We start from the raw sequence: 20,717 nt of genomic DNA, 5'->3' as shown, positions 1-20,717 counted from the left end.
ACGGGACGGCCGCTCCCGGCGTCGTCCCCGCTCCTCGGGAAGGACGGCTGCTACTGCTCGAACGTGCCGACCAGCCGGGCACGACCGATGGCGTGCGAGAACAGGGTGAAGCCGAGGTACGCCGGCGTCGCGTCGGCGGCGATCTCGAGCGTCTCGACGTCCACCGCGTGCACCACCACGTGGTAGTGGTGCGGACCGTGCCCGGCAGGAGGTGCGGCACCCACGAAGCCGGCGAACCCGCCGTCGTTCCGCAACTGCACGGCGCCCTCGGGCAGCAGGCCGGATCCGTCCGTGCCGGCACCGGCCGGGAGGAAGGTAGTGCTCAGGGGCAGGTTGGCCACTGCCCAGTGCCAGAAACCGCTGGCGGTCGGGGCGTCGGGATCGTAGACGGTGACGGCGAAGCTCTTCGTGCCGTCGGGGAAGCCGCTCCAGCTGAGCTGCGGGGACCGGTCCTCGCCGCCTGCGCCCATCATGCCGGATGCCTGCGCCGCGTCGAGGGGCGCGTCGTGCGTGATGTCCTCGCTCGTGAGCTCGAACTCGGGGATCTGCGGAAGGTCTGCGTACGGGTCGCGGGTCATCGCTGTGCTCCTCTGGTGATCGGTCGGGTAGGGGGCCGCCTCCGGCTCAGGGCTGCGCCATCTCGTGCCGCGACGGCGGGTTGGCGCCCGCTCGCGACACGGTGATCGCAGCGGCCCGCGCCGCGTACTGCAGCATGCCGGTGAGCTGCCCGAGGTTCATTCGTCGCAGCTCGTCCCGGCGATGGGCGCCGTCGAGCTCGAGGTCCACGAGCGCCCCGAGCAGCGCCGCCATGAAGGAATCCCCCGCGCCCACGCTGTCCACCACGCTCGTCGACGGCGCCGGCACCGAGACCTCGCCGGCGCGGCACACGCCCCACGGTCCCTTCGAGCCCCGGGTCACGACGACGACGGCGGCGCCGGTCTCCAGCCAGGCCCGGGCCGATGCCTCGGGCGTCCGGCCGGGATAGAGCCAGGCGAGGTCCTCGTCGGACGCCTTCACGACGTCGGCGAGCGCCACGAAGGTCTCGGCCTGCTCGCGCGCGACGACGGCGTCGCGGATGATGGTCGGCCTGCAGTTGGGGTCGTAGGTGACCGTGACCAGCGGGTGCGCCGCGGTGACCAGTGCCAGGACGTCCGTGGCCCCGGGCGCGAGCATCGTGGCGATGGAGCCGGTGTGCAGCAGGCTCGTCCCGTCGAGCAGGCTGTCCTTCCGGTCCGCGAGTCCCGGCAGGTCCCAGATGAGCTGGAAGTCGTAGGATGCACCGCCCGCCGGATCGAGCCGGGCGGTGGCGACGCTGGTGGGGTGGGCATCCGGGCCGACAGGGAAGGGCACCGAGTTGTCGCGGAGGTGCTGCTGGATCATCCGCCCGTACTCGTCGTCGCCGAATCGCCCCACGAACTGGGCGGGGTGACCGAGCCGGGCGAGGCCCACGGCCACGTTCATCGGACTGCCGCCGACGTGCGCGCGCATGGAGGCGGTGTCGCTGACGACTTCGTCGATGAGGGTTTCCCCGATCACGGTGAGCACGGGTTCAACGTACCAGCCACGGCATGCCCACTGCCCGGAGTTCCTGAATCACCCGTGGAACCTCCCGGACCCGGCCCCTGATCCTTGGCACCCTGGAACATCGCCGTGGTCACGGGGATGAGGCCGGTGATCGGCGCACCGCTGCCCTTCATCTCCTACGGCGGCTCCTCGGTGGGGCTAGTCCGTCCTGGCCCGCAGGACCCGCTGGGTCGCCGGGACCGGCTTCCCGCGGAACCGCCGCACGCTGTAGGCGATGAGCGCGAGGGCGATCACGGAGGACACGACGAGGCTGATGCCCGTCCCCGATCCACCGAACAGCCACCACTTGTCCTCGAAGAACCACCATCCCGGGACGGGGACCTGAAGGATCCACACGATGCCGAGGCTCATGATCACGAGGGCACTGGCGCAGCTGGCCGCGATGCGGGGGATGGTCTTCACGCCCAGCGCTGCGGCGTGGAACGCGTTGGCCTTCAGCGGCTTCAGGTAGCGGCGAGCCCAGTGGTACTGCTGCGACAGGACGGCGAGGCCCGCGGCGAGGAGCAGCAGACCCGGCCCGGGCAGGACGAGCGCGGCGATCCCGAGTACCACGAGGGTCCAGCCGACCACCTCGATCACGGTGCGGCGGACCCAGCCCGGGACCCGCTCTTTCGCTGCCATGGACACAGGATGACACAGGTAGCTGGGCACTGACGACGGACAGCAGGCTGCCTAACCGGCACCACCCCCGCCGGGCGAACAGCACGGGAACAATCGGCGAGATACATGCGTTTGCATGGACATACCGGCGCACGTCGACCGGCCCGAACCAAGGAGGACAGTGTGACTGCTCGAACCGAAGGCCTTCACCACGTCACCGCGATCGCCGGTGACCCGCAGAAGAACATCGACTTCTACATCAGGGGGCTGGGGCTGCGGCTGGTCAAGAAGACCGTCAACTTCGACGATCCCGGCACCTACCACCTCTACTACGGCGACGAGTCCGGCAGGCCCGGTTCGCTCCTCACGTTCTTCCCCTGGCAGGGGATCCGCAGCGGACGCGTGGGCAGCGGGCAGTCGACCACCACGGCGTTCTCCGTGCCGCAGGGCACACTCGGCTGGTGGCAGGAGCACTTCAAGGCCATCGACGTCGAGTCGACCATCTCGCGGGCCTCGTCCGAGGAGGAGCGCCTCTCCCTGCGTGACCCGGACGGCCTCCAGATCGACCTCGTCGCCTCCTCCCTCGCGGATCCGCGCGATCCCTGGGACTCGAAGTCCGTCCCGGCCGAGTACGCCGTGCGCGGCCAGCACTCGTCGGTCCTGACCGTGCAGGACCCGACGGGCACGCTCGAGACGCTCACGCATGACCTCGGGATGAGGATCCTGTCCGAGAAGGACGGCCGCTACCGCCTCAGCACCCACGACGGCGAACCCGGGACCGTCGTCGACGTCGTCACCGATACCCGCGGCGAGCGCGGCCTCGTGGCCGGCGGCACCGTCCACCACATCGCCTTCCGTGTTCCCGACCAGGCGACGCAGGAGATGTGGCGCCAGGAGCTGGCCGAGCGCGGCTACGGCGTGACGGCCATCCTCGACCGCCAGTACTTCACCTCGATCTACTTCCGCGAACCCGGGGGGACGCTGCTGGAGATCGCCACCGACACACCGGGGTTCGACATCGACGAACCGCTGCTGGAACTGGGACGCTCCCTCAAGCTCCCGCCGTGGCTCGAGCCCAACCGCGAGGCCATCTCGCACGCCGTCGCGAAGATCGACGTGCCCGGCGAGAACAACCCCGCCGTCCAGGCCTTCTTCAAGTAGGGGGATCCATGACCACGACCCACACCTGGCCGCACCTGTTCCACGAGGGAGCGGCAGACACCCCGGTGCTGCTGCTCCTGCACGGAACGGGCGGCACGGAACACGATCTCCTGCCCCTCGCCGAGCGCCTCGCGCCCGGCGCGGGATACCTCGCCCCGCGCGGACCCGTCCGGGAACACGGCATGAACCGGTGGTTCCGCCGCTTCGGCGAAGGGGTCTTCGACGTCGACGACGTCGTGCTGCGCGCCGGCGAGCTCGCAGCGTTCATCGGCTGGGCCCGCGAGCACTACGCGCTCGGGGACCGCCGGCTCATCGCCGTCGGCTTCTCGAACGGCGCGAACATCGCGCTCGCCACGGCCCTGCTCCACCCGGGAATGGTGGCCGACGCCGTCGCGTTCTCAGGGATGTACCCGCTGGAGGGACGCAGCATCGACACGGACCTGTCCGGGTCGTCGATCGCCCTCTTCAACGGCTCGGCAGACGCCATGGCGCCCCTGGACAGTGCGGTCCGCGTGGGATCGATCCTCGAGAGCCGCGGCGCCGAAGTACGCCGGAACGTCCGCGAAGGCGGGCACGGCATCCACCCCACCGAGGTCGACGGCGCAGCCGCCTGGATCACCTCGCTCACCCGGAAGGTCACCCATGACTGAAGCACCCAGCGCCCTGTCCGCCAAGGCCACAGCACTCGCCAGCCTGCACTCCGCCCCCGAGATCCTGCAGGTGGTCAACGTGTGGGACGTGATCAGCGCGAAGACCATCGCGGACATCCCGGGAACCACGGCCCTGGCGACGGCCAGCCACTCCATCGCGGCCTCGCTCGGCTACGAGGACGGCGAGAACATCCCCGTGGAGGAGATGATCGCCGCCGTCGGCCGGATCGCCGCCGCCACCGACCTGCCGGTCTCGGCGGACCTGGAATCGGGGTACGGCGATCCCGGGGACACCGTCCGCCGGGCGATCGGCGTCGGGATCGTGGGCGCGAACATCGAGGACCAGATGCGTCCCCTCGCCGACGCCGTCGCGCAGATGGAAGCCGTCATCGCAGCCGGCCGCGCCGAGGGCATCGACTTCGTGCTGAACGCCCGCACCGATGCCTTCGTGAAGGCCGGCGACCGCGACCCTGCCGAGGTCCTGGCCGACGCGGTCGAGCGCGGCAAGGCCTACCTCGCGGTCGGTGCCACGAACGTCTTCGTGCCCGGGCTCCTTGACGAGCACGCCGTGACGACGCTCGTGGAGGCCTTCGGACCCCAGCGGCTCAGCGTCATCAACGTGCCGGGCAGCCTCGCGCCGTCACGCCTGCAGGAGCTCGGTGTCGCCCGGATCTCCTACGGTCCGTGGACGCAGCGCGTCGCGCTGACCGCCCTCGCGAACTCCGCGCGCGAGCTGCTCGCCGACGGTCAGCTGCCCGAGGGCACGCTGCCGCTCAACTAGGGCGCAGGTCCCACAGGACCCCGGTCCGCCTCCACCGGCGGGCCGGGGTCCTTCCGTCCCTCAGGTCCGCGGCAGCTGCGCGACGACGGCGTCCCACGCCTTTGAGCCCGGCGTGATGATCGCGAAGTGGTCCCCTGGCACCATGACGAGGTCCGCGGTGCCGCCCGCCGCCGTCGCCGCCCGGACATAGGCCTCCGACTGACTGGACGGTACCGTGGTGTCCTTCCTGCCGTGGACGGCGACCACGGGCACGGGAAGCGGGACCGCCGACATCGGATCGGCGAGGCGGTAGCGCTCCGTGTCCTCCGGCTCGCCGAGCAGGTTCTCGACGGCGCCGTCGCTGAGCCCGAGGTCCCGGGCTGCGGCGAGGTCGAGCACCCCGGCCTGGCTGACGACGGCGGTGAGCGGGACCGTCGGTGTCCCCGCGCCGGGCGCACCCGCGGGAAGTCCCGCACGCCCGGCCGCCCACACCGCGAGGTGGCCGCCGGCGGAGTGGCCGAGGGCCGTCGTGGAGCCCAGGTCCAGGCCGTGCTCCGAAGCGGCGACCGCGAGATGGTCGATCCCCGCCGCGACGTCGTCGAACGTCTCCGGCCAGCCACCGCCGTTGCCCGCGCGGCGGTACTCCAGGTTCCAGCAGGCGTAGCCGCGGGTCACCAGGTCCTGGGCCAGCGGCTCGCCCAGCTCGGCGCCGTAGGTGGAACGCCAGTATCCGCCGTGGATGATGACGATCACCCCGGTCACCGTGGCACCGTCAGCCGGGAGGTAGAGGTCGGCGAACTGGCTCGGATCACTCCCGTACGCGAAGCGCTGCGCAGTGACCGGTGGGATCTTCGGCCCGTTCCTGATGCCGCAGGCGGCGAGGACGCCCGCGGCGGCGGCCGCGAGGAGGGCGAGGACGGAGCGACGCCCCACAGGGTCAACCGGATGCACAGGCGACAGCGTAACGGTCGGCCGGGTTGGCTACGATGAAGGCTCTCCTCGGAAAGGCATGGTGCATGGGCGCATGGGATGATCTCGACGAGCGGCTGCGGCCCGGGGTCGAGGCGCATACGCGCGAGTTCGAACGCGTGCGGCCAGCCCTGGACCGGGTCACCACCGCCATGCGGGACAGCATCGCGGCCATCTTCGAGGGCACCGACCTCAAGCCGCTGTTCGTCACGGCGCGCACCAAGACGGTCGAGTCCTTCCGCGACAAGGCCTCGCGCACCCTGCCCTCCACCGAGGTCGGCGCACCGCCGACCCTGGTTTTCCCGGATCCGATGCGCAACCTCACGGACCTCGTGGGCGTGCGGATCATCACCACGCTCCCGCACGAGGTGGACCTCGCCGCGAACCTGCTCAAGCGCCAGCGCAACGAGTTCGACTGCCGAGGTGACCGGGAGAAGGACATCGGCTCCATCGAGTCAGGCACCTACGGGTACTCGAGCCGCCACCTCATCATGCGCACCATCCACAATGACGTGGTGCGGGCCTTCCAGCAGGCCGTGGACCCCGAGACGAAGGCCGCCGGCAGCTACCTCTTCGAGGTGCAGGTCCGCACGGTCCTGGCCCACGCCTGGTCCGAGATCGAGCACGACATCCGCTTCAAGGCCTCCAACCCGAAGGCGTGGAGCCCCTACTTCGACCGGCAGTTCACCGGCACGGCGGCCATGCTCGAGACCGTGGAGTCCGCGTTCGCGGAGCTGCACGAGCGCTACGAGACGGTGACCGGGTTCTGGGACGAGGACGGTGAGGGCAGCGCACCCCTGACCCCGAACCGGATCCGTGACATCTGGCAGACCCTGCTCCCCCACGTGGACCGGAAATCGGACGACAACTGGGGGTGGGCGGCAGAACTCCTGGCCGCGCACGGGCTGCGCACCACGCTGGAACTCGTCGCGCTGCTGCAGGCGGACACCATCACGACGGTGCGGAAGGCCCTCGACCACCGGTACTCCCCGGGCCCGGACCGCCTCCTGGACGACATGCTGCTGTGGCACTACGGCGAACGCCACATCGAGCTCACCGCGGAACCGAAGGATGCCGAGAGCACCTCCCGCCGCGACAGCCTGCAGCGCAGGCACCGCCAGATGGAGATCTACCGGGCCCAGCACCCGGGCGGTTAGGACCCTGCCGTCGCAGGGGTCGGATGACGGTCAGCCGCCCCCTGCCCTGTACTTCCCGGCCCGCCGGCCCAGCCGGTCCTCCGTGGGCAGGCCCCTGACCCGCGCGAGCTCGTACTCGATCGCCCTGGCCATCCGCTCGCAGAATGCCCGGCCCTCCTCGGCCGCGTCCGGCCGCTCGTCCACCACGTGATCGACGACGCCCCGCTCCACGAGGACCGCGACCTTCACGCCCTGCGCCTCCGCCATCTCGGGAGCACGGTCCACCGTGCGGTGGACGATGGCGCTGGCCCCCTCGGGCGGCAGCGGCGAGAGCCAGGCGTGCTGGGCGGCGATGGTGCTGTCCGCGGGCAGCAGCGCGAGCGCCCCACCACCGGCTCCCTGGCCGAGGAGCACCGAGACCGAGGGTGAGGCGAGGCCGATGAGGTCGTGGAGGGACCGCGCGATCTCCCCGGCGAGTCCGCCCTCCTCCGCCTCCCTCGAGAGATCGGCGCCGGCGGTGTCGATGACCGTGAGCAGGGGCAGCCCGAGTTCCTCGGCGAGCTTCATGCCGCGGCGCGCTTCCCGGAGCGACGCCGGACCCATGGCCGACTCGCCCTCCCGGCGCGGCCGCTGGTGCCCGAGGACGATGCAGGGCTGCTCGCCGAAGCGTGCCAGCGCCAGCAGCAGGCCCGGATCCTTCTCGCCCTGACCCGTGCCGTTCAGCGGGAGGACGTCCCGCGCTCCGTAGGCGAGCAGGCGGCGGAGATCCGGGCGCCGCCGGTTCCGCGAGATGAGGATGGACTCCCAGGCGGACTGCGCGCCGGGGCGGACGGACGCCGTCGACGGCACGGCGGGAACCGCCGACGAGTCCGCGAGCAGCACGGTCAGGGCCGAATCCACGATGCCCGCGAGTTGTCCGGGCGGCACGACGGCGTCGATCAGTCCCTTGTCGAACAGGTTCTCCGCGGTCTGCACGTCCGGCGGGAACGGGGCGCCGTACAGTGCCTCGTACACGCGCGGTCCGAGGAAGCCGAGGAGCGCCCCGGGCTCGGCGACGGTGACGTGACCGAGCGATCCCCAGGACGCCATCACGCCGCCCGTCGTCGGATGCCGGAGGTAGACGAGGTAGGGCAGGCCCGCCTGGCGGTGGGCACGGACCGCACCGGTGATGTCCACCATCGAGAGGAACGCGGGGGTCCCCTCCTGCATGCGCGTCCCGCCCGAAGCGGGACCCGCGAGCAGCGGCAGGCCCTCCGCCGTCGCCCGCTGCACGGCAGCCGTGATGCGGTGTGCGGCCGCGCTCCCGATCGACCCGGCGAGGAAGGTGAACTCGGAGACGATGACGGCGACGCGCCGGCCGTGGATCAGCCCCTCCCCCGTGAGGACCGACTCGTCCGCGCCGCTCTTCTCGCGCGCCCGCCGCAGCTCCTCCGCGTAGCCCGCTCCCGCTCCCGGTGGGGGTCCCGTCACCGGCGCGTCCCAGGAGGTGAAGGATCCGGCGTCGAGCACCGCATCGATCAGTTCCCGCGCCGTGAGATGCGGTCGTCGGGTCTCCCCGCTCACGCCCGTGCGTCCTCCGCGACGGGGCGTGCGAGCCAGGCGCGGATCGCCTCGCCGTCGCCGTCGAGCAGTGGCGGTGCCGCGTGCTCCGTGAGCGTGGTCTCGACCGGTCCGTCGAAGAACCGCAGTGGCGCCCCGGGCAGGTCGATGTCCCCGAGCACGGGGTGCTGCACGGTGGTGAGGAGGCCCTGCGAGTGGACCTGCTCCCACGCGTACACCTCGTCGAGCGTGCGGACCTTCCCTGCGGGGATCCCCGCCGCGTTCAGCTTCTCGAGCAGCGGCTCCGCCTCGTAGGCGGAGAAGGCGTCCTCGATGACGCCGATCAGGAGGTCCCGGTGGCCCACGCGGTCCGCATTCGTCGCGAAGTCCGGCCTGGTGGCGTCGATGCCGAAGGCCGTGGTGAACGCCGCCCACAGCTTCTCGCTCCCCACGCTGATCTGCACCTTGCCGCCGCGGCAGCTGAAGAGTCCGTAGGGGGCGATCGACGGATGATGGTTGCCCTGTGCCTGCGGGACCTCGCCGGCCACGGTGGTCCGCGTGCCCTGGAAGGCGTGGACGCCGATGATCGAGGCGAGCAGTGACGTGCGCACCACCTGGCCACGGCCCGTCCGCTCGCGTTCGAGGAGGGCGGCGACCGCCCCATACGCCCCGTACATGCCGGAGAGCAGGTCGGCGATGGGCACGCCGACCCGCTGCGGGTTCTCCGGGTCCGCCCCCGTGAGGGACATGAGCCCGGCCTCGCCCTGGACGATCTGGTCGTAGCCGCTGCGCTTCGCCTCCGGACCGTCATGACCGAATCCGGTGATCGAGAGGATCACGAGGCCCGGGTTGAGCTCGAGCATCGCGTCCGTCGAGAACCCCAGACGGTCGAGCACTCCCGTCCGGAAGTTCTCGATCACCACATCGGCGCGCCGCAGCAGTTCCGTCAGGACCCCGCGTCCGTCGTCGCTCTTGAGGTCCAGCGCGATGGACTCCTTGTTGCGGTTGCAGGACAGGAAGTAGGTGGACTGGCGGTCGTCCTCGGGACCGACGAAGGGCGGGCCCCAGCCCCGGGTGTCGTCGCCGGTTCCCGGCGTCTCGACCTTGATGACGCGTGCCCCGAGGTCGCCGAGCATCATGCCCGCGTGCGGTCCGGCGAGGGCCCGGCTGAGATCGACGACGAGGCGGCCGGCCAGCGGTCCGCCCCGCCCGGCGGCGTCGTGGGTGGTTGGGTCGGCGCTCATGGGAACCTCCGGGTCGGGGACGGGACGTGGACGGCGATGATCAGAGCCAGCCGGGCACCACGAGGACGAGCCAGGCGATGATCGGTCCGGCGACGACGACGATCGCGCCGTACCCGAGGATCTGCTTGTAGAAGCGGTCCTTGTCCGTCCCCTCCGGTGCGTTGGCCAGGACCAGCGCGCCGTTGGTGGAGAACGGCGAGACGTCGACGATCGTGGAGGACACCGCGAGGGCGCAGACGACGCCGACCGCACTCACGGCACCGGTCTCGAGGAACGGGATGGCCAGCGGGATCAGGGCGGCGAGGATCGCGGTCGACGACGCGAAGGCGGAGACCACGGCCCCGATGTAGCAGATGAGGAGTGCGGCGAGCAGCGGCGCTCCGAGGCCCGCGACACCGTCGGACACGTACTCGATCGTCCCGGCCTCGGTCAGGACGCCGACGAAGGTGAGCATCCCGCAGATGAGCAGCACGGTGGACCAGGCGATCTTGTTGACCGCTCCGCTCTGGGCTTTCGGCGAGATGAGGGCGAGGACCACGGCGATCGTGATGGCCACGAACCCGACGTCGACCTTGAATCCGAGGGCGATCACGGCGAGGGCGATCAGGCCGAGGATGGTCATCGGCTGGGAGATGCGGTCCTCGCGCGACTTGGTGGCGACGACGCCGTCGCCCGCGGGATCACGCGGGCCGTACGTGCCGCTGCCCGTGCCCTTGTAGGCGACGTCCGCCCGGCGCATCCCGGGGCTCGCGCTGAAACGGGCCTCGGCGGCCTCCTCGACGAACTGGCCCATACGGGAGGTCAGGAGGCTGCGGCCGCCGAGGACGATGAACAGGACCACGGCGATCAGGAGGTTGAAGATGAAGCTGGAGAGGAAGACGGCCAGCGGGCTTGACTCGAATCCGGACTCGCCGACGATGTCGTTGACGATCACGCCGTATACCGCGATGGGCGAGAATCCGCCGGCCTGCGCGCCGTGCACGACCATCATGCCCATGAGCAGCGGGGAGATCTTGTGGCGGGCGGCGAAGCCCAGCGCCACGGGGGCCATGATGGCGACGGCGGCCGGGCCGAGCGCCCCCACCGCCGTGATCACGGCGGTGATGAGGAACATGACCCAGGGGATGAGCGCCACGCGGTTGCGGACCAGTTTGACGGCGGCGTTGACGAGCAGGTCGATGGTGCCGTTGTTCTGCGCGATCGCGAACAGGTAGGTGACCCCGACCAGGGTGAGGAACAGGCCGCCGGGGAACTCGGCCATGATGTCGTCGGTCTCCATGCCGAGGACGACGGCTCCCAGCAGGAAGGCTCCGACGAAGGCGAGGGCCCCCATGTTGATCGGGAGCAGGGTGGCTATCAGGAACATCGCCGCGAGGATGATGATCGATAGGAGCGGAGCGGACATCGTGATCCTCCAGCGTGCGACGGACGGGCGGGATGTGACCTGTGGCACAGGATCACTGGCCTAGCCTGTAGGAGAGTGGGTGTCCCTGTCAATCACTGGCCGGTAGCATGAGCGCACCACTACCCCGGGGAGAGTCAGAATGAGCGACGCCGCCAGCCCGCAACCACTGGGGCGCCTGGCACGGCCGCGGCTGTACGAGCAACTCGTCGAACAGCTCCTGGGCTACATCGAATCGGCCAGACTCCAGCCCGGGGACCTGCTGCCGGCGGAACGGGACCTGGCCGAGCGGCTCGGCGTCTCCCGCGCCACCCTCGCGCAGGCGCTCGTGGCGCTCGAGGTGCTCGGCGTGATCGACGTCCAGCACGGCACCGGGGCGGTCCTGCGGCATCGTGCGAGCGTGGCCAGCGTCATCAAGGGCCTCCGGGAGCACCGGAGCAGGCTCCCCGACATCGTCGAGGCGCGCAGCACCCTCGAGGTGAAGCTCGCGGCCCTCGCCGCGGAACGGCGCACGGAGACGGACCTCGCCGCGATCGACGCCGCCCTGGCGGCCATGCAGGCGGAGATCGACGACGGCGACCGCGGCGCGCACGGGGACGAGCTCTTCCACCAGGCCGTCACGGCCGCGGCGCACTCCCCGGTCATGGCGCAACTCATGGCGTTCATCGGGGAGATGGTCCTCGAGACCCGCCTCGAGTCCCTCGCACAGCCGGGCCGGCCCGAGCAGTCGCTCGCCTCACACCGGGGTATCGCCGATGCCATCCGGGCGCGGGACGCGGCCGCCGCGGCGGCGGCGATGCAGCGGCACATCGAGCTCGTCTCGGATGTCGCGCTGCTGAAATAGCGGAGACCTCGGGCTGCAAGCGGCCGCGGTCCGCACCGATGCCTCCAGCCGACATCCTGCCCCGGCGGATCGGTGGGCCGCTCGGGCCGGCGGACGCCGCTCGCTCGGGGCGATCGATGCCGACCCGCTCGCGACGGCGGCCGGCCCCCGGAAGGGGACCGGCCGCCGTCGTCCGTGCGGAGGGACGATCAGGCCTCGGAGACCTGCGCCGCGAGATTCGCGAGCGTACCCTCGAGGGCGCCCTGCGACACCGCGGGGAAGCCGATGGTCTTCAGCAGCTCCTTGTCGGTGACCGCGGACCAGTCGTAGGTGACCGAGACGTCCGTCGACCCGGGGCCGGTCGCCTCGAAGCGCCAGACCCACTCCCATCCCGGGGGCTCCTCACCAGCCGGCGCCGTCTTCCAGGCGAGGAGCTTGTTCTCGTCGTAGCCGATCACGTGGTTGTCCGTCTGGTAGTCGCCCCCCATCTTGTCCCACGTCTGGTTCATGGTGAACACCTGCCCGGAGCCGGTGATGCGGTCGGACTTGCTGTCCGACTGCACCATGCCGGACCCGTCGAGGGCCGCGTGATGCGCGGGGTCGGACAGGAAATGGAAGATGGTGCCGGCGGGTGCGTCGATGGTCCGGGTTGCGGAAATGCTCGTGTCGGTCATTCAGTGTGCTCCTTCTCGTTGTGGGCGACGGGTTTTACTTCGCGTCGTCCGGCGAAGATTCGTCGAGCGTCCAGCCGGTGATGGACTCCAGGTCCTTCCCGGCGTCGCGCGTGTACTGCCAGGCACGCTGCCGCTGGTCCTGCAGGTCCTGGCGGAACCGCGCTTCGGTCGCTCCGAGGGTCGGCACGCGGTCGATCACGTCCATGGCCAGCTGGAACCGGTCGATCTGGTTCAGCATCGCCATGTCGAACGGCGTCGTCGTCGTGCCTTCCTCCTTATAGCCCCGAACGTGCAGGTTCGGGTGGTTGTTCCGCCGGTACGTGAGCCGGTGGATGAGCCAGGGATAGCCGTGGTAGGCGAAGATGACCGGTTTCGACGTGGTGAACAGGGTGTCGAACTCGCGTGCGGACAGGCCGTGCGGATGCTCGGTGGAGTCCTGCAGGCGCATGAGGTCGACGACGTTGACCACGCGGATCTTCAGCCCGGGTATCCCTGCCGTCAGCAGGCCTGCCGCGGCGATCACCTCGAGGGTCGGGACGTCCCCGGCACAGCCGAACACGACGTCGGGCTCCACCCCGGACTCCTCCGAGCCCGCGAAGTCCAGCACGCCGATGCCCCGCGTCACGTGCAGGCGCGCCTCCTCCGGCCCGAACCAGGTCGGCGTGGGCTGTTTTCCCGTCACGATCACGTTGATGGTGTCCCGGGCCTGCAGGCAGTGATCCGTGACCGCGAGCATGGTGTTCGCGTCCGGTGGCAGGTAGACGCGGATGACATCCGCTTTCTTGTTCACCACGTGGTCGATGAAACCCGGATCCTGGTGGGAGAACCCGTTGTGGTCCTGTTGCCAGACATGGCTCGAGAGCATGTAGGTGAAGGACGCGATGGGCTGCCGCCAGGGGAGCTTCCTGTGGATCTCCAGCCATTTCGCGTACTGGTTGAACATCGAGTCGACGATGTGCACGAAGGCCTCGTAGCAGCTGAAGACGCCGTGCCGCCCGGTGAGGAGGTATCCCTCCAGCCAGCCCTGGCAGAGGTGCTCGCTGAGGACCTCCATGACACGACCGGAGCGGGCCAGATGCTCGTCGACGTCCTCGATCCGCGGCTGCCACACCTTGTCCGTCACCTCGTAGACCGCCGACAACCGGTTCGACGCCGTCTCGTCCGGCCCGAACAGGCGGAAGTTGTGCGGATTGCGCTCGATGATGTCGCGGAGGTAACCCCCCGCCGTGATCATGGGGCTCACCTTCTCGGAACCGGGGTGCGCGACCTCCACGGCGTGCTCCGCGTAGGCCGGCAGCACGAGGTCGCGGAGCAGGCGTCCGCCGTTCGCGTAGGGTGTCGCGCTCATCCGCAGGTCACCGTCCGGAGCCAGGCGGGCGATCTCGGGCCGGAGCCCGCCCTCGTCCGTGAACAGGGATCCCGGGTCGTAGGACCGCAGCCATTCCTCGAGCTGGTGCAGATGCTCCTCGTTGTCGTGGATCTCCGACAGGGGCACCTGGTGCGCCCGCCACGTCCCCTCGACGGGCTTGCCGTCCACCTCCGCCGGGCCGGTCCAGCCCTTCGGCGAGCGCAGCACGATCATGGGCCAGCGCGCCGCCCCGGCGCCGCTTCCCGCGGGCGAGGTCCGTGCCCGCTCCTGGATGTCGTGGATCTCGTCGATGCACGTGTCGAGGACCGCCGCGAAGTCGCGGTGGGCCGCCTCGGTGGCCCGCGGATCAGAGACCGTGACGAAGTGCGGGTCGTACCCGTAGCCGTACATCAGCTGCCGCAGCTGCTCCTCGGGCATGCGGGCCAGGACCGTGGGGTTGGCGATCTTATACCCGTTGAGGTGCAGGATCGGCAGGACGGCCCCGTCGACGGCCGGGTCCACGAAGCTGGTCGAGTGCCAGCTCGTCGCGAGGGGTCCCGTCTCGGCCTCGCCGTCGCCCACCACCGCCGCCGCGATCAGCGAGGGGTTGTCGAACACGGCCCCGTAGGCGTGTGCCAGGCTGTACCCGAGTTCGCCGCCCTCGTGGATGGAGCCGGGGGTCTCGGGCGCCGCGTGCGAGGGGATGCCGCCGGGATAGCTGAACTGCTTGAAGAGCGCGTTCAGGCCCGCGCCGTCGCTGCCGATGGTGCTGTAGATCTCGGAGTAGGTCCCCTCGAGCCACGCGTTCGCGACATTGGCGGGTCCGCCGTGGCCCGGGCCGGTGACGAACAGCATCTCCTGCCGCCGCTCCGAGATGACCCGGTTGAGGTGCGCGTAGACGAAGTTCAGTCCGGGGGTGGTGCCCCAGTGGCCCAGCAGCCGCGCCTTAACGTCCTCACCCACGAGCGGGCGCGTGAGCAGGGCGTTGTCCCGGAGGTAGATCTGACCCACCGAGACGTAGTTGGCGGCCCGCCACCAGGCGTCCAGTCCGCCGATATCAAGATGTGCCATGTATGCCTCCCTGGTTGTCCATGTCCTGGCCGTTCATGTCCCGGTCCCTCACAGTTCGACGACGACGTCGGACGGCGTCTTGTCCGGTCGCCAGCCACGCCACACGGGGTGCCGCAGGCGCCCCGTGCCCGTGTGCTCGCTGTACTGCACCTCGCCGACCAGCGACGGCCGGACCCAGTGGGCGTCGGACGCGTCCGCACCGGGGACGTCGCCCAGCGGTGCGGTCTTCCGCGCGAGCTTCTTCAGGCGTGCACCGACCTCCGCGAGGTCCCGCTCGGTCAGGCCGGAACCGACCCGGCCGACATAGCGCAGGTCCACGCCGTCGGGCACGGCGACGAGGAGCGAGCCGACCTTCGACGCGCGATTGCCCTTGCCCGGCCGCCAGCCCACCACGACGACCTCCTGCGTGTGCAGGTGCTTGATCTTGACCCACGACGACGATCGTGCCCCGGGCTGGTAGTCGCTCGTGAGGCGCTTGGCCATGATGCCCTCGAGGCCGAGCCGGCGGCTCGCCCCGACCGCCTCCTCGAGGGTGGCGTCGATCGCGGGCGGCACCTGCACGTGGCCGTCGTCCGCCGCGTCGACGGCCTTCTCGAGCAGTTCGCGCCGCTGGCAGTACTGCAGTCCGGTGAGGTCGTTGCCGTCGAGCCGGAGCAGGTCGAAGAGCATGAACCGCACGGGGGTCCGGGTGCGCACCGCGTCGATCTCGGCCCGGCGCGTGAGTTTCATGCGCGTCTGCAGCAGCCCGAAATCGGGCCTGCCCCTGGCGTCCAGCGCGACGATCTCGCCGTCGAGCACCGCATCCCCGGCGCTCAGGAGCTCCGGGAGGTCAGCGAGTTCCGGGTAGGTGGCCGTCGTGTCGATGCCGTTGCGGCTCGTGAGCGTGACGGTCCCGCCGCTGATCGTGGCGATGCACCGGACGCCGTCCCACTTCATCTCGTACGCCCACTGGTCCGGCTCGGGGATCGAGTGCTCCGAGCCGAGGGTGGCGAGCATCGGCCGGACCAGGGCGGCCCCGGTGGCCCCGGTGGACTCGGTGGATCCGGTGGACCCGGCAGGCTCCGCGGGACCGCCGGCATCGCCACTGCCCGCCGGTCCGCGCTCCGCGGCTGCGTGGACGTCCTCGGGCTGCTCCTTCATGAGGTGCATGAGCCAGGTGCTCTTGCCGTTCGCCCCGCCGCCGGTGTTGATCAGGGCGTACCGGCGGATGGCGGTGCCTCCGCGCGCCAGGCCGCCGTCCGGCCTGCCGTACAGGGTGCAGATGACCTCCTTGCCGTCGCGCCATTTCTCCAGGTCATAGGTGCCCGCATCCCAGATGGTGACTTCTCCGCCACCGTATTCCCCCTTCGGAATAGTCCCCTCGAAGGAGCCGTAGTCCAGCGGATGGTCCTCCGTCTGGACGGCCAGGTGGTTCCTGCTGGGCGTCAGGGGCGGTCCCTTCGGGACGGCCCAGGAGACCAGGACGCCGTCGCGCTCGAGCCGGACGTCGTAGTGCAGGCGCCGCGCATGGTGCTCCTGGATGACGAAGCTGTTCCCGCCCGCCGGCGCAACGGTGTCCGGCACGGGCTCGGGCGTCTTCGTGGCGTCCCGCATGGCGCGGTAGGTGGACAGGCGGTCGGACGGCGGCGCGGCGGCACCACCGCCGGGCGCCGGCAGCGCGGTGGTGGCCGGGGCGAGGACATCACCCAGCCGCGTGACGCGCTCCATGACCTCGCGGTAGTCCAGCTGGTCCAGGCCCGCTCCCTCGATCTCGTCCCAGGTGCGGGGTGCTGCGACCGTCGGCTCGAACCGTCCCCGCAGGGAGTAGGGGCTCACGGTGGTCTTGTTCGCGTTGTTCTGGCTCCAGTCCACGAGGACCTTGCCCGCGCGCAGCGCCTTCTTCATGTCGCTGACCGCGAGGTCCGGATGGTCGGCCTCCAGTGCACGCGCCAGTTCGTGGGCGACGGCGGACACCTGCTCGGAGGTCTGCCGTCCGTCGAGCGCACAGTAGAGGTGGATGCCCTTGGAGCCGCTCGTGACCGGGAAGGGCTCGAGCCCCATGTCCTGCAGGATGGTGCGGGCCATGAGCGCCACCTCGGCGCACTCGGCGAGTCCGGCACCGGGGCCGGGGTCGAGGTCCAGGACCAGGCGGTCGGCGTTGCCCTTCCCGCCGTCGGGCCCGAAACGCCACTGCGGGACATGGATCTCGATCGCCGCGATCTGTCCCAGCCAGGTCAGCGTCGCGAGGTCGTCTACCATCGGATAGACGTTGACGTGATCCTTGTGCTGGATGGCGTTCCGCGGCACCCAGGCGGGCGCGTTGTCGTCGATGTTCTTCTGGAAGAAGACCTGGCCGGGTTCCTCGGGAGTGCCCACACCGTGCACCCAGCGCTTGCGGGTGACCGGTCGATGGCCGGCGTGATGGATGACCTGCGGGGCGACCGCCGCGTAGTACGCGAGGACGTCCGCCTTCGTGGTGCCCGTTGCCGGGTAGAGCACCTTGTCGAGGTTGGAGAGCCGGAGGGTGCGCCCTTCCACGGTGACGGTCTGCTGCCGTGCGGAGCGTGGAGGAGCCATTCACCCAGTCTTGACCGGATGCCCGTGGTATTCCACTACCAATCAGCAGCACGGGGCAGGCAGGACCCCGCACGCCTGTCCGTCACGCGAACTGCTCGCGGTACCGCTCCACGTAGACGTCCCACAGCGCCGGGTTCTGTCCGAGGTTGCGCTTGTTCAGGAAATCGTCGAGCCCGGCGATGGTCAGGTGCCAGCCGGCGGCCATGGTCGCGGCATGGCGGGGGCTGCCCGGAGTCAGCAGGAGCACGAGCTGCGCCCCGTTGTCGCCGGTGCGGGCGAGCTCCCAGCGCAGCGTGTCCCGCTCCCACGTGTAGGCGAGGACGGAGGGCCGTTCGGCTTCCAGCACCGTCCCGCGCAGCGGCTTCTGGTCCGCGTACCGGAAGAGGATCTCCTCGTCCTTCTTCGGCTCGAACTCCATCTCGCAGGGGAACCAGTACTTCAACTTGCCCTCGTCCGTCAGGTGCTTCCACAGGACGGTCGGCGGGAACGCGAACTGGAACTCCAGCCGCAGCACCGTCCCGCCGTCGTCCGTGGTGGTCTTGCTGACGATGGGCTCTACGGTCTCGGTCACCCCACAAGTCTAGAGGGGGGCGGGCCGCACGGTCTGGTCCGGTAAGCCTGCTTGGTGTTCACTTGGACCATGAGAGCCATCTGGAAGGGTGCGGTCGCGTTCGGCCTCGTCAACGTGCCGGTGAAGGTGTACAGCGCCACCGAGGACCACGACATCTCCCTGCACCAGGTGCATGACAAGGACGGCGGGCGGATCCGCTACCAGCGGCGCTGCGAGGTCTGCGGCGAGGTGGTCGACTTCAAGCACATCGACAAGGCGTACGACGACGGCGAGCACACCGTCGTGCTGACCGACGAGGACCTCGCGTCCCTGCCGGTGGAGCGCAGCCGTGAGATCGAGGTCGTGGAGTTCGTACCGAGCGACCAGGTCGATCCGATCATGCTGGACCGCGCCTACTACCTCGAGCCCGACAGCACCTCCACCAAGGCCTACGTCCTGCTGCGCCGCACCCTCCAGGAGACGGACCGGACGGCGATCGTGCAGTTCTCGCTCCGGCAGAAGAGCCGCCTCGCGGCCCTGCGCGTGCGCGGCGACGTCCTGATGCTGCAGACCCTGCTGTGGGACGACGAGGTGCGTGAGGCGTCCTTCCCGGCCCTCGAGGAGAAGGTCCGCATCTCGGCCAAGGAGAAGGAGATGTCCGCAGCACTCGTCGACTCCTTCTCCACCGACTTCGATCCGGAGAACTTCACCGACGACTACCAGGTCCAGTTGCGCACCCTGATCGACGCGAAGATCGAGAAGGGTGACACCCTAGACACCGAGGAGACCTTCGGCAGGAGCGAGGAGGAGGACGACGGCGACAACGTCCTCGACCTCATGGAGGCCCTCCGCCGCAGCGTCGAGAAGAACCGCGAGAAGAAGGCGGACGCCAAGAAGGCGTCCGCCACGAGGAAGAAGGGCGCGTGATGGGATTCTTCACCGACAGCCTCGGACGCCAGACCATCGCCCAGAAACCGAACGCGCCGATCCTCGGCTGGGCCCTGCTGGGAGCGGCGTCGTTCATGGCGCTCGAGGAGCAGAACCGCGAGCGCCTGCGCACGGCGAGCGCCGTCTGCCTCGCGGTGTGGGCGGTCCTCGAGGTCGTGTCCGGGCAGAGTGGCTTCCGTCGCAGCGCAGGTGCCCTGACGCTGTCCTGGCTGTGGCGGAAGCCCTGAGGCCGCTCAGGGACTGCTAGCGCCCCTCGTAGACATCCGGCACGCCGTCCTGATCGGCGTCGATCCTGTCCTGCTCCTCGATCTCGCGGTACCTGGCGTTCCGTCGCCGCAGCAGGACGGCCGCCGTGAGCGCCGCGACGAGGGATCCGGCCAGGATGGCGACCTTCGCGTGGTCGTCCTCCGGCGTGCCCTGCCCGAACCCCAGTTCGCTGATGAGCAGCGAGACGGTGAAGCCGACGCCCGCGAGGAGCGCGACGCCGATGATGTCCACCCACGCCAGGTCCGGGTCGAGGCTGGCCTTCGTGGTCTTCGTGACGGCGACGGTGGCGAGCAGGATGCCCACCGGCTTGCCGATCACCAGGGCCACCATGATGCCGACGGCGATGGGATCCGTGATCGCGCTGACCAGACCCTCCATGCCCCCGATGGCCACTCCTGCACTGAAGAACGCGAAGACCGGCACGGCGAACCCCGCTGACAGGGGCCGGATGCGGTGCTCGAGGGTGTCCGCGAGACCGTCCGGTGCGACGTCGTGCGCCTGGAGCGGCCCGTCGTCGTCGTGCCCGGCCAGCGGGCGCACCTCGACGGCGTCCCCGCCGTGCGCTCCGGCCGTGCCGACCCCGGCCCCCTTCGGCAGGACGGGGATGGCGAACCCGAGGAGCACACCGGCCACGGTGGCGTGCACGCCGGACTCGTGCACGAGCGCCCACACCACGAAGCCGAGGGGCAGGAGGATGAGCCAGGGCGCCCAGGCCCTGCGCTGGAAGAACGTCGGAAAGCGCTGCGCGAGGAAGGCGTAGAGGGCCAGCGGGACGATGGCGATGAGCAACGGAGGAGCCTGGATGTCCTCCGAGTAGAAGAACGCGATGATGCTGATCGCCAGGAGGTCGTCCACGACGGCGAGCGTGAGGAGGAAGATCCGCAGCGAGCTCGGCAGGGACGAGCCGACGACGGCGAGGACCGCGACGGCGAACGCGATGTCCGTCGCGGTGGGGATGGCCCAGCCGCGCAGGGCTTCGGGGCCGGCGGTGGCGGTGATGGCCACGTAGACGAGTGCGGGGACGATGACGCCGCCCGCGGCGGCCGCGACCGGGACGATCGCGCGGTCGAACTTCCGGAGGTCGCCGGCGACGAACTCGCGCTTCAGTTCGAGCCCTGCCAGGAAGAAGAAGATCGCGAGCAGGCCGTCTGCCGCCCAGGTGCCGACGCTGAGCCGGAGGTGCCAGGGTTCGTAGCCGAAGCTGTAGTCGCGCACCGAGAAGTAGGTGTCCGCGGCAGGCGAATTGGCGAGGATCAGTGCCAGGACGGTGGCCAGGAGCAGGAGTGCCCCGCCGACCGTCTCCTTGCGCAGGATCGTCGAGATGCGCAGGTGTTCCGGGTAGCTGCTGCGGGAGAAGACGTGGCTGCCGGGCGGCGCCGGATGCTGCGGGGAAGCTGGCTGGTCGTTCACCGGGGGTCCTTCGATCGGGCACGCT

19 protein-coding genes and 1 pseudogene are annotated in these 20,717 nt (G+C 70.3%); 8 read left to right on the top strand and 12 right to left on the bottom strand.

Translation table 11 applies throughout. From position 1 onward, the window contains the following. Positions 1–50 precede the first annotated feature (50 nt). Together ACTIMO_RS03730 and ACTIMO_RS03725 are read right to left on the bottom strand one after the other, a co-directional pair. Positions 51–578, bottom strand: a complete 528-nt coding sequence (locus tag ACTIMO_RS03730) for a YbhB/YbcL family Raf kinase inhibitor-like protein (RefSeq protein WP_055765999.1) — start codon at positions 576–578, stop codon at positions 51–53. A gap of 46 nt (positions 579–624) precedes the next feature. Continuing rightward, positions 625–1,545, bottom strand: coding sequence for a carbohydrate kinase family protein (locus tag ACTIMO_RS03725; protein ID WP_055766002.1), 921 nt, complete (start codon positions 1,543–1,545; stop codon positions 625–627). A 105-nt stretch (positions 1,546–1,650) separates the two neighbouring features. On the opposite strand from ACTIMO_RS03725, the pseudogene ACTIMO_RS03720 reads away from it, so the two are divergent. Further along, positions 1,651–1,707: pseudogene (locus tag ACTIMO_RS03720) on the top strand (hypothetical protein); the annotation flags it as partial. A 15-nt stretch (positions 1,708–1,722) separates the two neighbouring features. Here the strand turns inward: ACTIMO_RS03720 and ACTIMO_RS03715 are convergent. Then, positions 1,723–2,205: a PGPGW domain-containing protein gene (locus ACTIMO_RS03715; RefSeq protein WP_055766007.1), complete on the bottom strand. Its 483-nt coding sequence runs from the start codon at positions 2,203–2,205 to the stop codon at positions 1,723–1,725. A 162-nt stretch (positions 2,206–2,367) separates the two neighbouring features. On the opposite strand from ACTIMO_RS03715, the gene ACTIMO_RS03710 reads away from it, so the two are divergent. The 3 genes from ACTIMO_RS03710 to ACTIMO_RS03700 are packed head-to-tail and all read left to right on the top strand — an operon-like array spanning position 2,368 to position 4,776. Next, complete coding sequence (locus ACTIMO_RS03710) at positions 2,368–3,345, top strand: ring-cleaving dioxygenase (RefSeq protein ID WP_055766010.1); 978 nt, start codon at positions 2,368–2,370, stop codon at positions 3,343–3,345. Between the two features lie 8 nt (positions 3,346–3,353). Next, positions 3,354–3,995, top strand: a complete 642-nt coding sequence (locus tag ACTIMO_RS03705) for an alpha/beta hydrolase (RefSeq protein WP_422390969.1) — start codon at positions 3,354–3,356, stop codon at positions 3,993–3,995. Continuing rightward, complete coding sequence (locus ACTIMO_RS03700; protein ID WP_422390968.1) at positions 3,988–4,776, top strand: isocitrate lyase/PEP mutase family protein; 789 nt, start codon at positions 3,988–3,990, stop codon at positions 4,774–4,776. The genes ACTIMO_RS03705 and ACTIMO_RS03700 overlap by 8 nt, the downstream gene beginning before the upstream one ends. 60 nt (positions 4,777–4,836) lie before the next feature. Here the strand turns inward: ACTIMO_RS03700 and ACTIMO_RS03695 are convergent, their stop codons facing one another. Next, on the bottom strand, positions 4,837–5,706 hold the full coding sequence (locus ACTIMO_RS03695) for an alpha/beta hydrolase (RefSeq protein WP_422390967.1): 870 nt from the start codon (positions 5,704–5,706) through the stop codon (positions 4,837–4,839). 65 nt (positions 5,707–5,771) lie between these two features. Here ACTIMO_RS03695 and ACTIMO_RS03690 point away from each other — a divergent pair, with 65 nt between their 5' ends. Next, positions 5,772–6,881 (top strand): GTP pyrophosphokinase, encoded by a 1,110-nt coding sequence (locus ACTIMO_RS03690; protein WP_055766018.1) that lies wholly within the window; start codon positions 5,772–5,774, stop codon positions 6,879–6,881. 30 nt (positions 6,882–6,911) lie between these two features. On the opposite strand, the gene ACTIMO_RS03685 is transcribed toward ACTIMO_RS03690, so the two are convergent. The 3 genes from ACTIMO_RS03685 to ACTIMO_RS03675 are packed head-to-tail and all read right to left on the bottom strand — an operon-like array spanning position 6,912 to position 11,048. Beyond that, positions 6,912–8,423 (bottom strand): carboxyl transferase domain-containing protein, encoded by a 1,512-nt coding sequence (locus ACTIMO_RS03685; RefSeq protein WP_422390966.1) that lies wholly within the window; start codon positions 8,421–8,423, stop codon positions 6,912–6,914. Next, complete coding sequence (locus ACTIMO_RS03680; protein ID WP_055766024.1) at positions 8,420–9,643, bottom strand: CaiB/BaiF CoA transferase family protein; 1,224 nt, start codon at positions 9,641–9,643, stop codon at positions 8,420–8,422. Before ACTIMO_RS03680 ends, ACTIMO_RS03685 begins: the two co-directional genes overlap by 4 nt. A 40-nt stretch (positions 9,644–9,683) precedes the next feature. Next, complete coding sequence (locus ACTIMO_RS03675) at positions 9,684–11,048, bottom strand: SLC13 family permease (protein ID WP_448181521.1); 1,365 nt, start codon at positions 11,046–11,048, stop codon at positions 9,684–9,686. A 139-nt stretch (positions 11,049–11,187) separates the two neighbouring features. Between ACTIMO_RS03675 and ACTIMO_RS03670 the strand changes: the two genes are divergently transcribed. Then, complete coding sequence (locus tag ACTIMO_RS03670) at positions 11,188–11,889, top strand: FadR/GntR family transcriptional regulator (protein ID WP_448181520.1); 702 nt, start codon at positions 11,188–11,190, stop codon at positions 11,887–11,889. Between the two features lie 188 nt (positions 11,890–12,077). Here ACTIMO_RS03670 and ACTIMO_RS03665 read toward each other — a convergent pair whose 3' ends face one another. The 4 genes from ACTIMO_RS03665 to ACTIMO_RS03650 form a co-directional block, all read right to left on the bottom strand. Continuing rightward, the gene (locus ACTIMO_RS03665) at positions 12,078–12,542 is read right to left on the bottom strand and encodes an SRPBCC family protein (RefSeq protein ID WP_448181519.1); all 465 of its coding nucleotides are present in this window, start codon (positions 12,540–12,542) and stop codon (positions 12,078–12,080) included. Positions 12,543–12,576: 34 nt separating this feature from the next. Beyond that, positions 12,577–14,961 (bottom strand): phosphoketolase family protein, encoded by a 2,385-nt coding sequence (locus ACTIMO_RS03660; RefSeq protein ID WP_448181518.1) that lies wholly within the window; start codon positions 14,959–14,961, stop codon positions 12,577–12,579. A 48-nt stretch (positions 14,962–15,009) separates the two neighbouring features. Then, the gene (locus tag ACTIMO_RS03655; RefSeq protein WP_448181517.1) at positions 15,010–17,517 is read right to left on the bottom strand and encodes an ATP-dependent DNA ligase; all 2,508 of its coding nucleotides are present in this window, start codon (positions 17,515–17,517) and stop codon (positions 15,010–15,012) included. An 82-nt stretch (positions 17,518–17,599) separates the two neighbouring features. Next, positions 17,600–18,088: an SRPBCC domain-containing protein gene (locus ACTIMO_RS03650; protein WP_055766042.1), complete on the bottom strand. Its 489-nt coding sequence runs from the start codon at positions 18,086–18,088 to the stop codon at positions 17,600–17,602. A gap of 69 nt (positions 18,089–18,157) precedes the next feature. Between ACTIMO_RS03650 and ku the strand changes: the two genes are divergently transcribed. Together ku and ACTIMO_RS03640 are read left to right on the top strand one after the other, a co-directional pair. Further along, complete coding sequence (gene ku / locus ACTIMO_RS03645) at positions 18,158–18,994, top strand: non-homologous end joining protein Ku (protein WP_055766044.1); 837 nt, start codon at positions 18,158–18,160, stop codon at positions 18,992–18,994. Beyond that, positions 18,994–19,242, top strand: coding sequence for a hypothetical protein (locus ACTIMO_RS03640; protein ID WP_055766047.1), 249 nt, complete (start codon positions 18,994–18,996; stop codon positions 19,240–19,242). The genes ku and ACTIMO_RS03640 overlap by 1 nt, the downstream gene beginning before the upstream one ends. A gap of 16 nt (positions 19,243–19,258) precedes the next feature. Here ACTIMO_RS03640 and nhaA read toward each other — a convergent pair whose 3' ends face one another. Next, positions 19,259–20,692, bottom strand: a complete 1,434-nt coding sequence (gene nhaA, locus ACTIMO_RS03635; protein ID WP_448181516.1) for a Na+/H+ antiporter NhaA — start codon at positions 20,690–20,692, stop codon at positions 19,259–19,261. Between the last annotated feature and the right edge of the window lie 25 nt (positions 20,693–20,717).

It is taken from the genome of Arthrobacter sp. CP30, from assembly GCF_053470025.1.
This window is presented reverse-complemented; position numbering and strand designations above follow the sequence as displayed.